Consider the following 16,861-nt stretch of genomic DNA (forward strand, 5'->3'; position numbering starts at 1 on the left):
TGGCGTCGCGACGCGCCGAACGCCGACCTGAATTGCGCACCTCGTGGGAGACGCCGTGGACCCGACGGAAGCGACGGGATGTCGGAGGGATGGCTCAGGCGTCTGCTCCTGGTCGTCGGCGGCGACGGAGCTCGACGGTGACCCGCACCGAGACCGTGACCAGGACGACGGCGGCGGCCGCGACGATCGCGGCGATGCCCGTCACGGTGGACTCGGGGGCATTCGTGAGCCGCGCGATCGCGATCCAGCTCAGGCCCCAGGCGAGCGAGAGGGTGGGCGCGATCCGCCCCCGATCCCAGGCGGCGAGCGCCACGCCGACGAGGCCCGCGACCGCGACCACGACGACCGCCCAGGTCTCGGCGGGGATGCCCCAGCCGTCGAATCCCGCGGCGACCAGTGCGGCCGTGAAGTTCGCGGCCGTCGCGACGATCACCCATCCGAGGTAGAGCCCGACCGTGCCATCGGTGACGAGGGCGTCGAGCGCGTTCCGCGGCGGGAACGCGAGGCAGCGCCGGAAGGCGGCCACGAGCACGACGAGCAGCGCGACGATGATCGGCACGCTGAGCCAGAGCAGGTCGAACTGGATGCTGAGGATCCACGCGGCGTTGAGGAGCAGCGAGGCGGCGACGAGGTAGCCGACGCGGCGGTGCCGCTCCGCGGTGCGTTGCGCCGGCAGGAACTGCCACACCGCGTACGCGAGGAGCCCGAAGTAGATGAGCGACCAGATCGAGAAGGCGCCCGTGCCCGGAGCGATGAGGGTGGCGTCGGCCGCGAGCGCGCCGCCCGCGGCATCCTGCACCGGCGTGCCGCCGGCCGCGCCCGAGCCGATGAACGAACCGACGACCGCCACCGCGGCGCTGACCGCCACGGTGAGCTGCCGGGCGAGGTCGCCGCCTCGGGTCGTCGTCACTGCCGTGCCGGTCGTCGCCATCTCCACCGCTCCTGCCGTCGTCTCGTGGATCCCGGTCGGGTTTGCAGGCCCAAGCCTAGGCAGCCGGTCGCGTCGCGGCGTCGAACTTCCGATTGACGGGGCCGTGGTGGCGCGCCCCCCCCGCCGCCGGTCACTCCTCGGCCCCGAGCTCCTCGCGGATGCGGCGCAGGTCCTCCATGAGGGAGCCGACGAGGATCCAGTGCGCGGTCTTCGGCGCGGCGATGACCAGCGCCGAGGTGAGGGCCGGGTTCTCGGAGGTCAGCGGCTCGGGCTCGGGCTCGGCGACGCGAGCCGCAAGCCGCACGTCGTGGGCGACGCGGCGGAGCTGCTCGGCGATGGCGCGCACGGTCGGCTCGTCGTGCAGGCTGGCGTCGTAGTGGTCGGCGAAGGCGCGGGTCATGCCGATGAGCTGCGTGACGATCGGGCTGAGCTGTTCGAGCAGCTCGCGCAGCTGGGCGAGCTCCTCGCGGTGGGCGGAGCGCCGCGGGTTGAGGGTGAGCGACTCCTGGCCGTCGTCGATCGCGGCGTCCGCGGCATCGCGCATCGGGCGCAGCAGCCGCGCCTCGATCATCAGCGATTCGAGCTCGGCCGGGGTGCGCCGCGTCTCGAGGGCGTGTGCGAGTCGGTCGACGGATGCCGCGAGCTCGCCGCCGAGGCGGGCGAGGGCGTCGCGCGCCGGCGCGACCGCGACGGGCGGCACGATGAGCGCGTTGATGATGATGCCGATCGCCGCGCCGATCAGCGTCTCGAGCACGCGGTCGAGCGCGTATTCGGGCGAGGAGGCGCCGAGCGCGAGCACGAGCATCGCGCTGATCGCGACCTGGTTCGAGGTGCCCGGCGTCATCTTCAGCGCCCAGGCGACGAGCATCGCGATGACGATGGCGACGAGGATGACCCACGTGTTCTGTCCGAAGACGAGCGCGATGCCCGTGGCGATGATCACGCCGAGGATGACCCCGATCGAGCGCTCGACCGCCTTGCCGAGCGACTGGTTCACGCTCGGCTGCACGACGAGCAGGGCCGCGATCGCCGCGAACACCGGCAGCGGCCCCGGGATGAGCCAGCCGGCGACGAGCCAGGCGACGATCGTGGCGACCGCCGACTTCAGGACCTGCAGGATCGGGACGCGCTTGGTGGCCCGGAACGTCGCCGTGATGCCCATGCCCTCAGGCTACGCGGAGGCGCCGGTCAGCCGAGGGCGGAGAGCGCCCCGGCGATCGGCTCGTCGCCCGACACCACCTCGAACTGCGTGCGCGAGGCCGCGCCCGTCTCGAGCAGCGATGCGATGATCGCCGCGACGTCGGCGCGGGGGATGCGCCCGCCGCCGGGCACGACGTCGGCGGCGTGGATGCGCCCGACGCCGGGGTCGTTCGTCAGGGAGCCCGGCCGCACGATCGTCCAGTCGAGGTCGCGCGAGCGGATCGAGGCATCCGCTTCGCTCTTCGCCCGCAGGTAGAGCTGGAAGATGTCCTGCGACTCGGGGTCGAACCCGTCGGTGGCGATGGCCGAGATCACGATGAGCCGAGGGACACCGGCTGCTTCGGCGGCGTCGGCGAGCAGGATCGCGGCGTCGCGGTCGACGGTGAACTTGCGTTCGGCGGTCGAGCCGGGTCCGGCGCCGGCGGCGAACACCGCGGCATCCGCGTTCTTCAGCACCTGGCCGACCTCGTCGACGGATGCGTCCTCGAGATCGAGCACGACGGCGGCCGCACCGGTGGCGTCGACGTCGTCGCGGTGGTCGGGATTGCGGATGATGGCGATGGGCTCGTGCCCGGCTTCGACGAGCAGGCGTTCGAGGATGAGGGCGATCTTGCCGTGGCCTCCGGCGATGACGACGCGCATCCCCCGAGTATCCCACCGGTGGTCGAGGAGCGCCCGGGTGCGGCGTCGGAGGCCCCCGATAGCGTTGGCGCATGACGTCGCTCGCAGCCGAAATCACCCGCCTCGGCGTGGAGTTCTGGGAGTGGCGGGACGCCACGTCCTTCCGCACGTCCGACGACATCCCGCGCGTCGACCGGCCCGACGGCTGGCTGCCGCGGTTCGACCCGGCGGCGATCGACGAGTTCCGCCTCGAGCTCGAGGGCTTCGCCGCGCGCTGGCGGGCGATCGACGACGAGGGCGTCGGTGCGCTGCCGATCCCCGACCAGGTCGACCACCGGTTGCTCGGCGCCGCGCTCGCCCGGGTGCACTGGGAGCTCGACGTGCTGCGCAACCAGGAGCGCGACGCGGTGTTCCTCACCTCCCAGGTGCTCGGCCCGTGGTTCGACCTGCTGCTCGCGCCGCCGCCGTTCGACGCGCGGCGGCAGTCAGACCTGGTGCGCGTGCTCGAGGCGATCCCGGCGGGCGTCGAGCAGGCGATCGCGAACCTCGGGCGCGCCGGCGTCGCGACGCTCGCGCGCGTCGCCGCAGCAGAGCTCGACGACATCGGCGCCCGGCTCGCCCGTTCGGTCGACGCGGTCCGTCCGCTCACGGATGCCGCGACCGCCGCCGCGCTCGCTGCAGCCCTGGCCGGCGCGAGCGACGCGCTCGAGCGCTACCGCGAGTGGCTCGTGGCCTCCGCCGGCCGGCTCGGGCCCGACGTGATCGTCGGACGCGACGCCTTCACGTGGTACCTGCGGCACGTGGCGCTCGTGACCGCCGAGCCCGAGGAGCTCGTGCGCGCGGCCATGCAGGACTACCGGCGCAGCCTCGTGGCGGAGCTCGTGACGCGCACGCGCTTCCGCGGGCTGCCCGAGGCGGAGCTCCCGGCATCCGGCGAGGCCCAGTCGACCGATCAGGCCGAGCTCGAGTTGGAGGTGCGCGCCTTCACCGAGGCGGCGGGCCTGCTCAGCCAGCCCGAGTCGCTGCGGCGTTACCTCTACGCGCCGACCCCCGACTACCTCGAGCCGCTCGCGTTCCTCGGGGTGAACGACGACCTCACGAGCATCCGCCGGGTCGACGAGCACGCGACCTCGTTCGTACCCGAACCGTCGCCCGACCTGCCGTACTTCGCCGCCGCGAGCGCGCGCGACCCGCGGCTCGGCATCATCCACGAGGGTGCGCACAGCCAGCAGCTCGCGCTCTCGTGGGCGCAGCCGAACCCGATGCGACGACACTTCATCGACTCGGTCGCCAACGAGGGCATCGCGCACTACAACGAGGAGCTGATGCTCACGGCCGGCCTCTTCGCCGACGCGCCGCACTCGCAGGCGATCGTGCACAACTTCATCCGGCTGCGCGCGCTGCGCGTCGTCGTCGACGTGAACCTCGCGACGGGCGCGTTCAGCCTGCCCGAGGCCATCGACTTCTTCGTGCGCGAGGTGCCCATGGACGTCGGCACCGCGACCGAGGAGACCTCGTACTACGTGGCGACGCCCGGCCTCGCGATGGCGTACCACGTCGGCAAGCAGGAGGTGCTGCGACTCGTGACGGATGCCGCGGTGGCGGCCGTCGCCGAGGGGCGCGAGCTCTCCGTGCGCGACGTGCACGACTTCGTGTGGCGCAACGGCAACGTGCCGCTGTCGCTGCAGCGCTGGGAGCTGCTCGGCGATCGCAGCGACGTCGACCTCCTCGACGCCGCGGGTCGCTGGGACGAGGCGATCTAGCCCCGTACCAGCCCCTGCCGCACCAGGCTCTCGGCCGAGGCGAGGATCGATTCCTCGTTCGAGCGCGGATGCCAGTCGAGCATCCGCTCGGCCTTCGCATGCGAGGTGTACGGCCGACGGCCGAGTTGCGGCAGGATCGCGCGCAGGTCGGGGTTGACGCGCGCGGCCACGCGCACGACCCAGCTCGGCACCGTCCGCGTCGGCACGTGCCGTGCCGCCTCGCCGAGGTTCTCGCGCAGTAGGGCGGCGAGGTCCCGGAACGGCACCGGGTCGCCCGCGACCGCGAGGAACCGCTCGCCAGTGGCATCGGGATGCGTCATGGCGGCGAGGTGCAGCGCGGCGACGTCGCGCACGTCGACGGCGTTCGTCGCGGCATCCGGGATGCCGCGCACCTCGCCGTTGAGGAAGGTGAGCATGAGCTGCAGCGACGCCGAGAGGTCGCGACCGAGCGTCGGACCGAAGACGGCGACCGGGTTGACGACGGCGAGCTCGAGGTCGGGCGCCTCGCGGTCGATGAAGTCCCAGGCGGCGCGCTCGGCCACGGCCTTCGATCGCACGTACGGCGTGAGGCGCTCGTCGCTCGGGTCGGTCCAGTCGTCCTCGGTGTACGGCCGGTCGGGATGCGGCGCGCCGTAGCCGACGGCGGCGAACGACGAGGTGAGCACGACGCGTCGTACCCGCGCGTCGCGGGCCGCGCGCAACGCGCGCACGGCTCCGTCGCGGGCCGGCACGATGAGCTCGTCGGGATCCTTCGGCTGCGTCGGCGGGAACGGCGAGGCGACGTGGAGCACGTACGTCGCGCCCGTCGCCGCCTCGAGCCAGCCGTCGTCGCGCTGCAGGTCGAGCTCGACGAACTCGACGCCCGCGGCATCCGCCCCGCCCTCGACCACCATGGCGCGCACCTCGTCGGCCCGCGCGAGCGACCGCAGGCTGGTGCGGACGCGGTACCCCGCCTCGAGGAGCTGCACGATGCAGTGCACGCCGATGAAGCCGGAACCGCCGGTCACGAGCACGAGTTCGCCGCTCATACGGACATCTTGCTCCCGTCGTGGCATCCGTGTCACAGTTCGGGAGGCCACCCGGTCGGAGCTTCTGAACGGGGTGGCGGATGCCCCGACGGAAGGGATCATCGTGAAGATCGTCATCATCGGCGGAACCGGGCTCATCGGGTCGAAGGTCGCGCAGCGGCTCACCGCGCAGGGGCACGAGGTCGTGGCGGCCTCGCCGAACACCGGGGTGAACACGCTCACGGGTGAGGGGGTCGCCGAGGCGCTCGAGGGCGCACAGGTGGTGATCGACGTGTCGAACTCGCCGTCGTTCGCGCCCGACGACGTGCTCGCGTTCTTCGAGACCTCGACGAACACGCTCCTCGCGGCCGAGCAGGCGGCCGGCGTCGCGCACCACGTCGCGCTGTCGATCGTCGGGTCCGACGGCCTGCCCGACAGCGGTTACATGCGCGCGAAGGTCGCGCAGGAGCGGCTCATCCGCGACGGCGGCGTGCCGTACTCGATCGTGCACGCCACCCAGTTCTTCGAGTTCGGCAAGGCGATCGCCGACGGTGCGACCGACGGCGAGACGGTGCGCATCGCGCCGGTGAAGTTCCGGCCGATCGCGTCCGACGACGTGGCCGACGCCGTGGCCGCGGTCGCGACGGGCGAGCCCGTGAAGGGCGACGTAGAGATCGCCGGGCCCGAGGAGTTCCGCTTCGACGAGTTCATCGCCGCCGCACTCGCGGCGCGCGGCGACGAGCGCACCGTGGTCGCCGACCCCGCGGCCGAGTACTTCGGCACGAAGCTCGACGACGGTTCCCTGGTGCCGGCGGATGCCTCGAGCGCCCGCCTCGGCGCGACGACGTTCGAGCAGTGGACGGCTGCGCAGGCCTCGGCTCCCACTCGCTGACATCGAGCGGGCGCCGGCGCGCCTCGCGAGCGTCGCCGGCGCCCGGATGCCGCGGCTAGACTCCGCGCATGCCAGACCAGGCCGATCCGACCCTCGTGACCGACACCGACGTCGCGTGGCTGCGCCGGTGCACCGCCCTCGCGGGCGACGCGCGCACTCGCACCGACCACCCATTCGGGTCGATCGTGGTCGCCGCCGACGGCCGTGCGGTGGAGGCCATGAACACCGTGGTCACGACGGGCGACCCGACCGGTCACGCCGAGACGAACGCGGTGCGGGCGGCGTCGCGGGCGCTCACGCCCGAGGAGCTCGCCACGGCGACGCTCTACACGAGCACCGAGCCCTGCGCGATGTGCGCCGGCGCGATCTACTGGAGCGGCATCGCGCGGGTCGTCTACGCCCTCTCGGAGTCGGGGCTGCGCGACCTCGTCGCCGCGCAGGAGGGCGTGCCGACCCTGGAGCTGCCGTGCCGCGAGGTCTTCGCGCGGGGTGGCCGCCCGCTCGCGGTGGCCGGTCCGGCCGAGCTGCCCGAGGCGACGGACGTGCACGTGGGGTTCTGGGTCTGAGCGATCGCGTACGCTCACGTCGTGGTCGATTTCCGAGACGAGGCGGCGCGCGTCGCGCCCGTGGCGCCTGACGCGCCGCCCGACGCGCCCGACGCGCCCGACGCGAACGTCGCGCCCGCGGCATCCGCTGCCCCTGAGCGCACCGGGGGTCGCGTCGCGCGCGCGATCTTCGTCATCACGTACCTCGCCTCGTTCTTCGTCGGCGCGGTGGTGTTCGCGGTCACCGGCGGGATCGACCCCGTCGTCGCCACCTGGGCCAACCTCGCGATCGTGGTCGTCTTCGCGGCCGTCGGCAGCTGGGTGTACCGCGACACCTGGGTCCGCAGCTTCCGGCTGACGCGGGAGCGCCCGTGGGTGACGTTCGGGCTGTTCGTGGCGGGCCTCGTGTCGATCTTCGTGCTGCCGACCATCGTCAGCCTCGTGGTGCTTCTGCTCGGCGGAAGCCCGACCGGGGTGAACCAGGCGCAGCTCGTGGCCGCCCTCGGCGGCGCGGACACGTGGTGGGTCATCGCGCTCGCCGCGGTCGTGTTCGGGCCGATCGTGGAGGAGCTCGTGTTCCGGGAGGCCCTCGCCTGGCGCCTGCGGCACCGCCTCCCGGCGTGGTTGCTCATCGTCGGCTCGAGCCTGCTCTTCGGCCTCTGGCACCTGAAGGACGTCGCCGACCTCGTCTCGGTGCTCGTCTACGCGAGCATGGGGCTCGTGCTCGCGGGCACGATGTGGCTGACGCGTGGCAACCTCCTCGTCGCCGTGCTCGTGCACTCGCTGCGCAACCTCGCGAGCGTCGTGCTGCTGCTCGCGCTCGCCGCCTGACGCGCCCGCGAGCCGCGCTCAGCGTCGCGGGATCGTCGAGCCGCGGATCACCAGCCGCACCGGCAGGTGGTCGACGACGGCGTCGGGCGCCTCGCCGTCGATCGCCTCGAAGATGCGCATGGCGGCGGCCCGGCCGAGCTGCTGCAGGTTCGCGTCGATGCTCGTGAGCTCGGGGCGCGAGTTCGTGGCGAGCACCTCCCAGTTGTCGTAGCCGATGACCGCGATGTCCTCGGGCACCCGCTTGCCGAGGTCGCGGAGCGTGTCGAGCGCGCCGCGGGCGATCTGGTCGGATGCGCAGAAGATGCCGTCGATGTCGGGGTGCTGCGAGAGCAGCAGCGCCGACGCGTCGCGACCCCAGTGCTCCGACCACTCGGAGAACAGCACGTCGCCCACGAGCTCGAGTCCGGCGTCGCCGAGCGCTGCCCGCACGCCGACGGCGCGGTCCTGCGCCGCCGCGTACGTCGGGTCGCCGCTGATGTGGGCGATGCGCCGCCGCCCGGTCGCGATGAGGTGCTCGACCGCGAGGCGGCCGCCGGCGACGTTGTCGGGCGTGACGGAGACGTCCGTCGGGTCGTCCGACGGCGCGTACGCGTAGACGACGGGGACGGGGATGTCGTGGCCGAGGGAGGGGCGCGGGTCGGTCTGCCGCCCCACGACGATGATGCCGTCGACGCGGCGGTTGAGCAGCGCACGGAGGTGGTGCTGCTCGCGGATCGCGTCGCCGCGGGCGTCGCAGAGGAACACGTTCACCTGCCCGGCGCCGAACGCGTCCTCGGCGCCCATGAGGATCGGGATCACGAAGCGGCCCTCGAGGTCGCTCGTGAGGAGGCCGACGGTGCCGGTGCGGCCGGCGATGAGGCTGCGCGCGAGCTCGTTCGGCGTGAACGACAGTTCCTCGGCGGCGGCGATGACGCGCTTGCGCGTGGCGGGCGCCACCTGGTCGCGCCCGTTGATGGCCTTCGACGCGGTGGCGAGCGACACCCCCGCGAGGCGCGCGACATCGCTCAGCGTGGCCGCCCGGCCGCCGGGGGAGTCTGTTCGAGCCATCCGTGTCGCCCTTCCGACTGAAACGCTACCGGAAGTCGTGCTTGACGCCGGTGACATCGCCAGAGTAGCGTGCCGAAAGGCATTTCGGTGAGTTTCGGAACCGAAGCCGTGCAATCACATTCCGGGCTTCCCCCGAGCCCGCTCGATGATGAGCTAGGAGATCTTCAGATGACACGCATCACTCGCCGGATGACGCGGGCCACGGCCCTGCTCGCCGCCGGCGCCCTCACGGTGGGACTCGCCGCCTGCTCGCAGGGCGCCGAGCCGGCCAGCACTCCGCTTGCGCAGGCGGGCGCCGAAGGCGTCGACGACGGCTCGACCCTCACCCTCTGGACCCGTGCACCCCTCGAGAAGCAGGCCAACCTCCTCGTCGACGCCTACAACGCGTCGCACGAGAACCAGGTCGAGCTCACGGTCGTGCCGAACGACGACTACGTGGCCAAGGTGGGCGCCGCGGCCGGTTCGGGCGGCCTGCCCGACCTGTTCGCGGCCGACATCGTCTACGTGCCGAACTGGGTGAAGCAGGGCCTGTTCCAGGACATCACGGCCAACATCGACGGCTTCGACTTCAAGGACAGCATCAACCAGGGCCACCTCTCGGCCGGCACCCTCGACGGCCAGGAGTACGTGCTCCCGTTCGTGCTCGACCTCTCGATGATGTTCTGGAACAAGGAGCTCGCGACCGAGGCCGGCCTCGACGCCGAGGCGGGTCCGGCGAACCTCGAGGAGTACGCCGAGTGGGCCAAGGCCATCCAGGCCCTGAACAAGCCCGACACGTACGGCACGGCGACGGGCCTCAACTGCGGCGGATGCCTCGTCTTCACGTGGTTCCCGAGCGTCTGGGCCGACGGCGAGGAGGTGCTCTCCGACGACGGCGCCGAGTCGCTGCTGAACAGCGACACCGCCAAGGACGTCTACTCGACGTGGAAGGACCTGTGGGACTCGGGCGCCGTGCTCCCCTCGTCGCAGGACGAGGCGGGCCCGACCTGGACCGCCGGCTTCACCGAGGGCAAGGTCGGCCTCCAGTTCTACCCGGCCACGCTGCTCTCCTCGACGCCGTTCGACGTGGGCGTCGCGGGCATCCCCGGCCCGAAGGGCGGCGGCTCGACGTTCGTCGGCGGTGACGGCATCGGCATCTCGAAGGACTCGAAGAAGGCCGCGCAGGCGTGGAACTTCCTCAACTGGCTGATGTCGGAGGACGCGCAGGTGCAGGTGCTCGCGAAGGACAACGACGTGGTGTCCCGCTCGGACCTCGCCGACAACGAGTACTCGCAGAAGGACCCGCGCCTGATCACGATCAACGAGGTGGCCGGCCACGGCGACACCCCGGTCGCGATCAACTTCCAGCAGGCGTTCAACGCGCCGTCGAGCCCGTGGCTCACGCTCGTGCGGAACGCGGTGCTGGGCGACGGGGACTCCGTCGACGCCGACAACGACGAGATCACGGCGGTGCTCTCCCAGTAGTCGCACCACGACCGGCCGGCGCGCGGACGTCCATGCCGCGCGCCGGCCGACCGGCCCCATCGAAAGGCTCCACCATGACCGCCACCCTCCCCGCCGAAGCGGCCGAAGCGGCCGCGGCATCCGCCCGTCGGCGTCGCCACCCCGGCCGGCGCGGCGCGATCACCGGCTGGCTCTACGCCCTGCCGACCGCGCTCTTCGTGCTCCTCCTCTTCGCCCTGCCGCTGCTGCTCGTGCTGCAGATGTCGGGCTCCGACTGGCCGCTGCTCGGCGGCAACCAGGGCTTGAACTTCCCCGAGAACTACCAGGACGCGGTGTCGAACCGGTTCTTCTGGGACTCGGTCATCTTCACCCTGAAGTACACGATCCTCACGACGATCATCCTGCTGGCGCTGAGCCTCGGGCTCGCCCTCCTGGTGCAGGAGTCGACGCGCTGGAAGGGGCTGCTGCGCACGTCGTTCCTCGTGCCGAGCGCCCTCGGCCTGGCATCCGCGTCGCTGCTGTTCTACGTGCTCTACTCGCCGATCGCCGGGCCGTTCGCCGGGCTGATGAAGGCGTGGGGCTTCACGTTCCTCGGCACGCCAGACGGCGCGCTGTGGTCGACGATCTTCCTCATCGTCTGGCGCTACGCGGGCTTCTACATGCTGCTCATGCTCGTGGGCCTGCAGGGCATCCCCGACGACGTGTACGAGGCGGCGCGCATCGACGGCGCCTCGCGCTGGCAGACGTTCCGCAGCGTGACCCTCCCGCTCCTGCGGCCGACGCTCGCGCTCACGACCGTGCTGTGCGTCACCGGCTCGCTGCTCGCGTTCGAGCAGTTCTACATCCTCACGAAGGGCGGCCCCGACAACTCGACCATCACGATCGTGCAGCTCATCTACAGCGTCGCGTTCCAGGGCCAGAACGACCTCGGCGTCGCCGGCGCCCTCTCGGTGATCGTGCTGCTCGCGCTCATCGTGATCAACATCGCGCAGATCCGCGCGTTCAACCGGAAGGCCGAGGACTGATGAGCACCACCACCACGCGCCGGCCCTCCGACGAGTCGGATCCCCGCTCCGACAGCACGATCGCGATCGTCGCGCCCGACTACCGCGGCTCCCGCGGCGGGCGGGGCCGCTTCGGCGGCGGCGGAGGCAAGCGGCCCGCGCCGACCTCGTTCGCCGGCATCGCCATGCGCACGCCGTACTGGGTCGTGACCGGGGCGCTCGCGCTCCTCTTCCTCTACCCGCTCATCTGGACGGCGATCTCGTCGGTCTCGCCGTTGCCCGGCACGAACCAGGTCGACGGCTGGGGCTTCGGCAACTACGCGACGCTCGCGAACTACCAGGCGGGCATCTGGGTCTACCTGTTCAACTCGACGTTCGTCTCGCTGCTGACCGTGCTGCTGACCCTCGTGATCTCGCTGCTCGGCGGGTACGCGTTCGCGCGGTTCCGGTTCCCGGGCAAGGACCTGCTGTTCCTGTCCACGCTCGCGATCCTGATGGTGCCGTACACGACGCTGCTCATCCCGCTCTACGTGCTGCTGAACGCAGTGGGGCTGTCGAACTCGCTCGTCGGCGTCGCCCTCGTGCTCACGATGTTCCAGCTGCCGTTCTCGATGTTCATGATGCGCATCTCGTTCGAGTCGGTGCCCCGCGAGCTCGACGAGGCCGCGATGGTCGACGGATGCTCGAGCTGGCGCGTCCTGTGGCAGGTGCTCGTGCCGGCGGTGAAGCCGGGCCTCATCACCGTGGGGCTGTTCGCCTTCCTCGCCGCCTGGAACGACTTCATGGCCCCGCTGATCCTCATCAGCGACACCAACCGGATGACCCTGCCCCTCGCGATCTCGAACCTGCGCGGCCAGGTGCAGGGCGTCGTCGACTACGGAGCCACGGAGGCGGGCGTCGTCGTGCTCGCCCTGCCGTGCATCCTCCTCTTCCTGATCCTCCAACGTCACTACGTGCGCGGCTTCATGTCGGGCGCCTTCAAGGGATGAACATGACCCGCACCGCAACCACCACCACCGCCCACCTCGTGCCCGTCGCACCGAGCTCGGGAGCCCTGCGCCCGCTCGGCCTCGACGAGGTGACCATCACGGGCGGGTTCTGGCACCACCGCCAGGAGGTGAACGGCACCAACACGCTCGCGCACATCGAGGGATGGCTCGAGCGGGAGGGCTGGCTCCCGAACTTCGACCTCGCGGCATCCGGCCGGCTGCCCGAGGGGCGCCGCGGACGCGAGTTCTCGGACTCCGAGGTCTACAAGTACCTCGAGGCCGTGTCGTGGGAGATCGGCCGCCGCGGCGGCGACGAGGACCTGGAGGCGCGCCTGCACCGCATCGTCGCCCGGGTCGCCGCGGCGCAGGAGGAGGACGGCTACCTCAACACGCAGTTCGGCCGGCCCGGGCAGGGTCCGCGCTGGTCCGACCTCGAGTGGGGGCACGAGCTGTACTGCCTCGGGCACCTCTTCCAGGCGGCGGTCGCCCGGGTGCGCACGCGCCCCGACGCCGACGATGGACTGGTCGCGGTCGCCCGCCGCGCGGCCGATCTCGTGTGCGAGGTCTTCGGCGAGGGCGGCGACGAGCGCATCTGCGGTCACGCCGAGGTGGAGGTCGGCCTCGCGGAGCTCGGTCGCGCACTGGGGGAGCCGCGCTACATCGAGCAGGCCCGACTGTTCGTCGAGCGTCATGGTCGCGGCACGCTGCGCGACATCGAGTGGGGCCGCTCGTACTACCAGGACGACCTCGCCGTGCGCGACGCCGACGTGCTGCGCGGTCACGCCGTGCGTGCGAACTATCTCGCCTCCGGCGCCACGGATGTCGCGGTCGAGACCGGCGACGACGAGCTGCTGCGCGCGCTCGACCGCCAGTGGGACGCGACCGTCGCCCGCCGCACGTACGTCACGGGCGGGCAGGGCTCGCACCACCAGGACGAGGCGTTCGGCGACGACTGGGAGCTGCCCGCCGACCGGGCCTACTCCGAGACGTGCGCGGGCGTGGCATCCGTGATGTTCAGTTGGCGGCTGCTGCTCGCGCAGGGCGACCCGCGTCACGCCGACCAGATCGAGCGCACGCTCTTCAACGTGATCGAGACGTCGCCGTCGGCGCAGGGCACCGCGTTCTACTACGCGAACACCCTGCACCAGCGGCAGCCGGGCTCCGAGGCCGAGGCCGACGTCGTCTCGCCGCGCGCCCACTCGTCGCTGCGCGCGCCGTGGTTCGACGTCTCGTGCTGCCCGCCGAACACGGCGCGCACCTTCGCGAGCCTCGCGGCCTACGTCGCGACGGCGGATGCCTCGGGCATCCAGCTGCACCAGTACGCACCCGCGTCGATCCGCACCATGCTCGCCGACGGGCAGGAGGTCGCCCTCGACGTGTCGACCGAGTACCCGGCTTCGGGGGTCGTGCGCGTGCGGGTGCTGACGGATGCCCCGGCGCCGTGGACGCTCTCGCTGCGCGTTCCGGCGTGGGCTTCGGGGGCCTCGCTCGCGGTCGTGCCGGCGGACGGTACGGCCGCCGCGCCCGCGCGGGTCCTGGCCGAGCCGGGCGTCGCTCGCGTCGAGCGGGCGTTCGCGGCCGGCGACGAGGTCGTGCTCGAGCTGCCGGTCGCGCCGCGGTTCACGCGTCCCGGCTCCCGGGTCGATGCGGTGCGCGGATGCCTCGTGGTGGAGCGCGGGCCCGAGGTGTTCGCGCTCGAGTCGGTCGACCTCGTTGGCACGGCGCTCGCGGCATCCGACTTCGCCGACCTGCGCGTGGACGCTGCGGCCGAACCGCGGGACGCCGCCGATGACGCGGTGATCGTGACCGTCGCTGACGAGCGCACCGGCGCGCGCGCCGAGGTGCCGTTCGTGCGCTACCACGACTGGGCCGAGCGCGGCCCGTCGCGCATGCGCGTCTGGGTGCCGGTCGTCGGGAGCTGAGCGGCCTCGACCGGTCGCGCCTCCCCCGGATCGCGCTCTGCGCCACTTCGACGGCGTCCGCGCCATCCGAACTGGCGCAGAGCAGGTGGAAGTGGCGCAGGAGCGCTGACTCCGGTGCGCTCGTCAACCGCTGACATGAGTGACGTCCGGGACGGCGGCCGCACCACCGCCCCGGACGTCGGTCCGTCGCGCCTGAGGCGCGTCAGTCGATCAGCCGCGGCCGTTCGCCGATGCCGCCGGCATGGTGATGTTGAGCTGCAGCGAGTCGGTCAGGCGCAGGTCGCGAGACGAGGAGCCGACCGCGATCTCGTAGCGGCCCTTCGGGGAGACCCAGCGGTCGGTGTTCACGTCCCAGATGGAGAACGGGTGGTTGCTCGCCGCCGAGTCCACCACGAGCTCGACGCGGGTGCTCTCGCCGGCCGCGAGCTCGACGCGGTCGAACGAGACCAGGCGCTTGCCCGGCTCGCCCGCGGCATCCGGCAGCGTGAGGTACACCTGCGGGATCTCGGTGCCGTCGCGGTCGCCCGTGTTCGTGACCGTGAACGAGACCGTCGCCGTCGCGCGCTCGTTCGTGCGGCGATCGCGGTCGACCTTCACCTTGAGGTTCGAGTACTCGAACGAGGTGTACGACAGGCCGTAGCCGAACTCGAACAGCGGGTCGATGCCCTGCTCGTCGTACCACTTGTAGCCGACCTGCAGGCCCTCGGTGTAGTTCACCTGGCGGATCTCGTTGGTGCCCGCGGGGCGGGTCGTCGAGCCGTCGGAGAAGATGCCCGGGTACTGCGCGGTCGACGTGCCGGTCGGCGTGTCGGACACCGACTTCGGGAAGGTCATCGGCAGCTTCGCCGACGGGTTCACGTCGCCCCAGAGGAGCTCGGCGAGCGCCGGACCGAACTGCTCGCCCGAGTGCCACGCGTGCAGCACCGCGTCGACGTCGCCGAGCCACGGCATCTCCACCGCGCTGCCCGCGTTGAGCACCGCGACGGTCTTGTCGGATGCCGCGGCCACCGCCGAGATGAGGGCGTCGCCGTTGGCGTCGAGGTGCAGGTCGGCCAGGTCGGTCGTCTCGCCCATCGTGTAGTGGCCGAAGACGATCGAGACGTCCGCCTGCGCCGCGACGGCCGCGGCCTGTGCGGTGTCGGCGCCGTTGGCGTAGAGCACTTGGCCCCCGGCCTGCTGGACCCGCTGCGTGATGGCGCTCAGGGGGTCGGCGATGGCGTCGCAGTTGAGCGCGGTGCTCCGTGCGAACACGAGGAACCAGGCGCAGCCGGTCTTCGCGCTCACACCGGCGGTCGGCGTCGACGACGCGGTCTGGCCGATGACGGCGACCGTCGGGGCATCCTCGCCGAGCGGCAGCACGCCGTCGTTCTTGAGGAGCACCGTGCTCTGCTCGGCGATCTCACGGGCGAGCGCCTTGTGGGCGGGCGTCGACACGTTGGGGATCGCCGTCGCCGGGACCGGGTGATCGAACAGGCCCTTCTCGATGTAGGTGTGCACCACGTCGAAGGCGGCCTTGTCGATCTGCGCCTGCGTGATCTCCTTCGCCGCGAGGGCGGCGTCGAGACGTGCGGGCGTGTACCAGACCGGCCGGTTGAGCTCCTGGTCGAGCCCCGCGTTCATCGACGCGGACGTCGAGTGCACCGAGCCGAAGTCGCTCATGACGTAGCCGTCGAAGCCGGCCTGCTGGCCCAGGCTCGTCGTGAGGATCGGGTTCTCGCAGGCGTAGACGCCGTTGACCTGGTTGTACGAGCACATGACGCTGCCGGGGTCGCTCTCCTTGATCGCGATCTCGTAGGGCAGGTCGTAGACCTGGCGCAGCGTGCGCTCGTCCATGTTGGAGGAGCTCGTCTGGCGGTCGGTCTCCTGCTCGTTCGCCACGTAGTGCTTGAGGTTGGCGACGACGGGCTTGTCGGGGTTGCCGTGCTCGAGGCCCTCGACGTTGGCCGCGGCCATGAGGCCCGAGAGCAGCGGGTCCTCGCCGAAGTACTCGGAGGTGCGACCCGAGAGCGGAGTGCGACCGCTCGCGATGCCCGGGCCGAGCACGACGGCGCTGCGGCTGTCGAACGACTCGCTCGCATGCGCGACGGCCTTCTCCTCGCCGAGCTCGAGGTTCCACGTCGAGGCGACCGCGATGGGACCGGGCCACGCCGTCGTGCCGGCCTTCGTGTAGACGCCGTCGGGGCCGTTGGCGTAGATCACCGTCGGCGTGCACGGCACCTGCACGGGGTAGACCACGCCCGAGAACGTGGTCTGCTGCGGGCTGTTCGCCGGCTGCTCGACCAGCCAGCGGTACTTCTGATTCTGCGTGCTCGCGGCGAGCAGTGCGTTCGCGCGAACCTCGGAGCTCTTCGACGCATCCATCCACGGATACGCCGAGCAGTCCTCGGCGATGGCCGGTGCGGCCGCCGTCGCGACGACGGCGCCGGCCGCGAGCGTCGCGCCGATGGCGACGGCGGCGAGCCGCCGCCACCGGCTGCGCGCCGGTCGTGCGGTGATCGTGTCCATCGTTCTCCCTCTTCCTTGAAGGTCGTCCCCCTGACAGGCGTGCCCCGCCAAGAGCCCTACGGCATGGTGGAGATCGATCTATGTAGACCGATCTACACTCTGAACCGTTTCACAGCCTAGCCATGACTCGACGCGCAGCGGAAGGGGTCCGCTCGGATTCG

At 71.7% G+C, this 16,861-nt stretch carries 14 protein-coding genes; 8 read left to right on the plus strand and 6 right to left on the minus strand.

Translation table 11 applies throughout. The features are described from left to right. Nucleotides 1-94: 94 nt before the first annotated feature. The 3 genes from ACWGO8_RS10225 to ACWGO8_RS10235 all read right to left on the minus strand — a co-directional run bounded on the left by ACWGO8_RS10225 (nucleotide 95) and on the right by ACWGO8_RS10235 (nucleotide 2,773). Nucleotides 95-931, minus strand: a complete 837-nt coding sequence (locus ACWGO8_RS10225; protein ID WP_452042953.1) for a tryptophan-rich sensory protein — start codon at nucleotides 929-931, stop codon at nucleotides 95-97. A 130-nt stretch (nucleotides 932-1,061) separates the two neighbouring features. Further along, entirely contained in the window at nucleotides 1,062-2,093 is a 1,032-nt protein-coding gene (locus ACWGO8_RS10230; RefSeq protein WP_452042954.1) for an FUSC family protein, read from the minus strand. A 26-nt stretch (nucleotides 2,094-2,119) separates the two neighbouring features. Next, nucleotides 2,120-2,773 carry an NAD(P)H-binding protein gene (locus ACWGO8_RS10235; protein WP_452042955.1) on the minus strand — a complete coding sequence of 218 codons (654 nt, stop codon included), beginning with the start codon at nucleotides 2,771-2,773 and terminating at the stop codon, nucleotides 2,120-2,122. Nucleotides 2,774-2,844: 71 nt separating this feature from the next. Here ACWGO8_RS10235 and ACWGO8_RS10240 point away from each other — a divergent pair, with 71 nt between their 5' ends. Beyond that, nucleotides 2,845-4,515, plus strand: coding sequence for a DUF885 family protein (locus tag ACWGO8_RS10240; RefSeq protein ID WP_452042956.1), 1,671 nt, complete (start codon nucleotides 2,845-2,847; stop codon nucleotides 4,513-4,515). Here ACWGO8_RS10240 and ACWGO8_RS10245 read toward each other — a convergent pair. Continuing rightward, on the minus strand, nucleotides 4,512-5,543 hold the full coding sequence (locus tag ACWGO8_RS10245; protein WP_452042957.1) for an NAD-dependent epimerase/dehydratase family protein: 1,032 nt from the start codon (nucleotides 5,541-5,543) through the stop codon (nucleotides 4,512-4,514). The two genes, ACWGO8_RS10240 and ACWGO8_RS10245, sit on opposite strands and share 4 nt — an antisense overlap. A 103-nt stretch (nucleotides 5,544-5,646) precedes the next feature. On the opposite strand from ACWGO8_RS10245, the gene ACWGO8_RS10250 reads away from it, so the two are divergent. From ACWGO8_RS10250 to ACWGO8_RS10260, 3 genes are all read left to right on the plus strand, one after another. Beyond that, nucleotides 5,647-6,414, plus strand: a complete 768-nt coding sequence (locus ACWGO8_RS10250) for an SDR family oxidoreductase (protein WP_452042958.1) — start codon at nucleotides 5,647-5,649, stop codon at nucleotides 6,412-6,414. A 68-nt stretch (nucleotides 6,415-6,482) separates the two neighbouring features. After that, complete coding sequence (locus tag ACWGO8_RS10255) at nucleotides 6,483-6,980, plus strand: nucleoside deaminase (protein WP_452042959.1); 498 nt, start codon at nucleotides 6,483-6,485, stop codon at nucleotides 6,978-6,980. 21 nt (nucleotides 6,981-7,001) lie between these two features. Continuing rightward, a complete protein-coding gene (locus ACWGO8_RS10260) occupies nucleotides 7,002-7,790 on the plus strand; it encodes a CPBP family intramembrane glutamic endopeptidase (protein WP_452042960.1) in 789 nt (262 codons plus the stop codon). Between the two features lie 18 nt (nucleotides 7,791-7,808). Here the strand turns inward: ACWGO8_RS10260 and ACWGO8_RS10265 are convergent, their stop codons facing one another. Further along, complete coding sequence (locus ACWGO8_RS10265) at nucleotides 7,809-8,837, minus strand: LacI family DNA-binding transcriptional regulator (RefSeq protein WP_452042961.1); 1,029 nt, start codon at nucleotides 8,835-8,837, stop codon at nucleotides 7,809-7,811. 168 nt (nucleotides 8,838-9,005) lie between these two features. On the opposite strand from ACWGO8_RS10265, the gene ACWGO8_RS10270 reads away from it, so the two are divergent. The 4 genes from ACWGO8_RS10270 to ACWGO8_RS10285 all read left to right on the plus strand — a co-directional run bounded on the left by ACWGO8_RS10270 (nucleotide 9,006) and on the right by ACWGO8_RS10285 (nucleotide 14,195). Beyond that, nucleotides 9,006-10,301 carry an ABC transporter substrate-binding protein gene (locus tag ACWGO8_RS10270; protein ID WP_452042962.1) on the plus strand — a complete coding sequence of 432 codons (1,296 nt, stop codon included), beginning with the start codon at nucleotides 9,006-9,008 and terminating at the stop codon, nucleotides 10,299-10,301. A gap of 74 nt (nucleotides 10,302-10,375) precedes the next feature. After that, a complete protein-coding gene (locus ACWGO8_RS10275; RefSeq protein WP_452042963.1) occupies nucleotides 10,376-11,305 on the plus strand; it encodes a carbohydrate ABC transporter permease in 930 nt (309 codons plus the stop codon). 164 nt (nucleotides 11,306-11,469) lie between these two features. Next, entirely contained in the window at nucleotides 11,470-12,273 is an 804-nt protein-coding gene (locus tag ACWGO8_RS10280) for a carbohydrate ABC transporter permease (protein ID WP_376954311.1), read from the plus strand. After that, on the plus strand, nucleotides 12,270-14,195 hold the full coding sequence (locus tag ACWGO8_RS10285; RefSeq protein WP_452042964.1) for a glycoside hydrolase family 127 protein: 1,926 nt from the start codon (nucleotides 12,270-12,272) through the stop codon (nucleotides 14,193-14,195). Before ACWGO8_RS10280 ends, ACWGO8_RS10285 begins: the two co-directional genes overlap by 4 nt. Nucleotides 14,196-14,405: 210 nt before the next feature. Here the strand turns inward: ACWGO8_RS10285 and ACWGO8_RS10290 are convergent, their stop codons facing one another. After that, a complete protein-coding gene (locus ACWGO8_RS10290) occupies nucleotides 14,406-16,700 on the minus strand; it encodes a beta-glucosidase (RefSeq protein ID WP_452042965.1) in 2,295 nt (764 codons plus the stop codon). Nucleotides 16,701-16,861 lie beyond the last annotated feature (161 nt).

This window comes from Agromyces sp. NPDC055661 (assembly GCF_053618135.1).

Coding starts and splice junctions, on each gene's coding strand:
- ACWGO8_RS10265 (WP_452042961.1), bottom strand. CDS start 8,837: ATGGCTCGAACAGACTCCCCCGGCGGCCGGGCGGCCACGCTGAGCGAT.
- ACWGO8_RS10255 (WP_452042959.1), top strand. CDS start 6,483: ATGCCAGACCAGGCCGATCCGACCCTCGTGACCGACACCGACGTCGCG.
- ACWGO8_RS10225 (WP_452042953.1), bottom strand. CDS start 931: ATGGCGACGACCGGCACGGCAGTGACGACGACCCGAGGCGGCGACCTC.
- ACWGO8_RS10270 (WP_452042962.1), top strand. CDS start 9,006: ATGACACGCATCACTCGCCGGATGACGCGGGCCACGGCCCTGCTCGCC.
- ACWGO8_RS10285 (WP_452042964.1), top strand. CDS start 12,270: ATGAACATGACCCGCACCGCAACCACCACCACCGCCCACCTCGTGCCC.
- ACWGO8_RS10280 (WP_376954311.1), top strand. CDS start 11,470: ATGCGCACGCCGTACTGGGTCGTGACCGGGGCGCTCGCGCTCCTCTTC.
- ACWGO8_RS10235 (WP_452042955.1), bottom strand. CDS start 2,773: ATGCGCGTCGTCATCGCCGGAGGCCACGGCAAGATCGCCCTCATCCTC.
- ACWGO8_RS10275 (WP_452042963.1), top strand. CDS start 10,376: ATGACCGCCACCCTCCCCGCCGAAGCGGCCGAAGCGGCCGCGGCATCC.
- ACWGO8_RS10245 (WP_452042957.1), bottom strand. CDS start 5,543: ATGAGCGGCGAACTCGTGCTCGTGACCGGCGGTTCCGGCTTCATCGGC.
- ACWGO8_RS10240 (WP_452042956.1), top strand. CDS start 2,845: ATGACGTCGCTCGCAGCCGAAATCACCCGCCTCGGCGTGGAGTTCTGG.
- ACWGO8_RS10290 (WP_452042965.1), bottom strand. CDS start 16,700: ATGGACACGATCACCGCACGACCGGCGCGCAGCCGGTGGCGGCGGCTC.
- ACWGO8_RS10230 (WP_452042954.1), bottom strand. CDS start 2,093: ATGGGCATCACGGCGACGTTCCGGGCCACCAAGCGCGTCCCGATCCTG.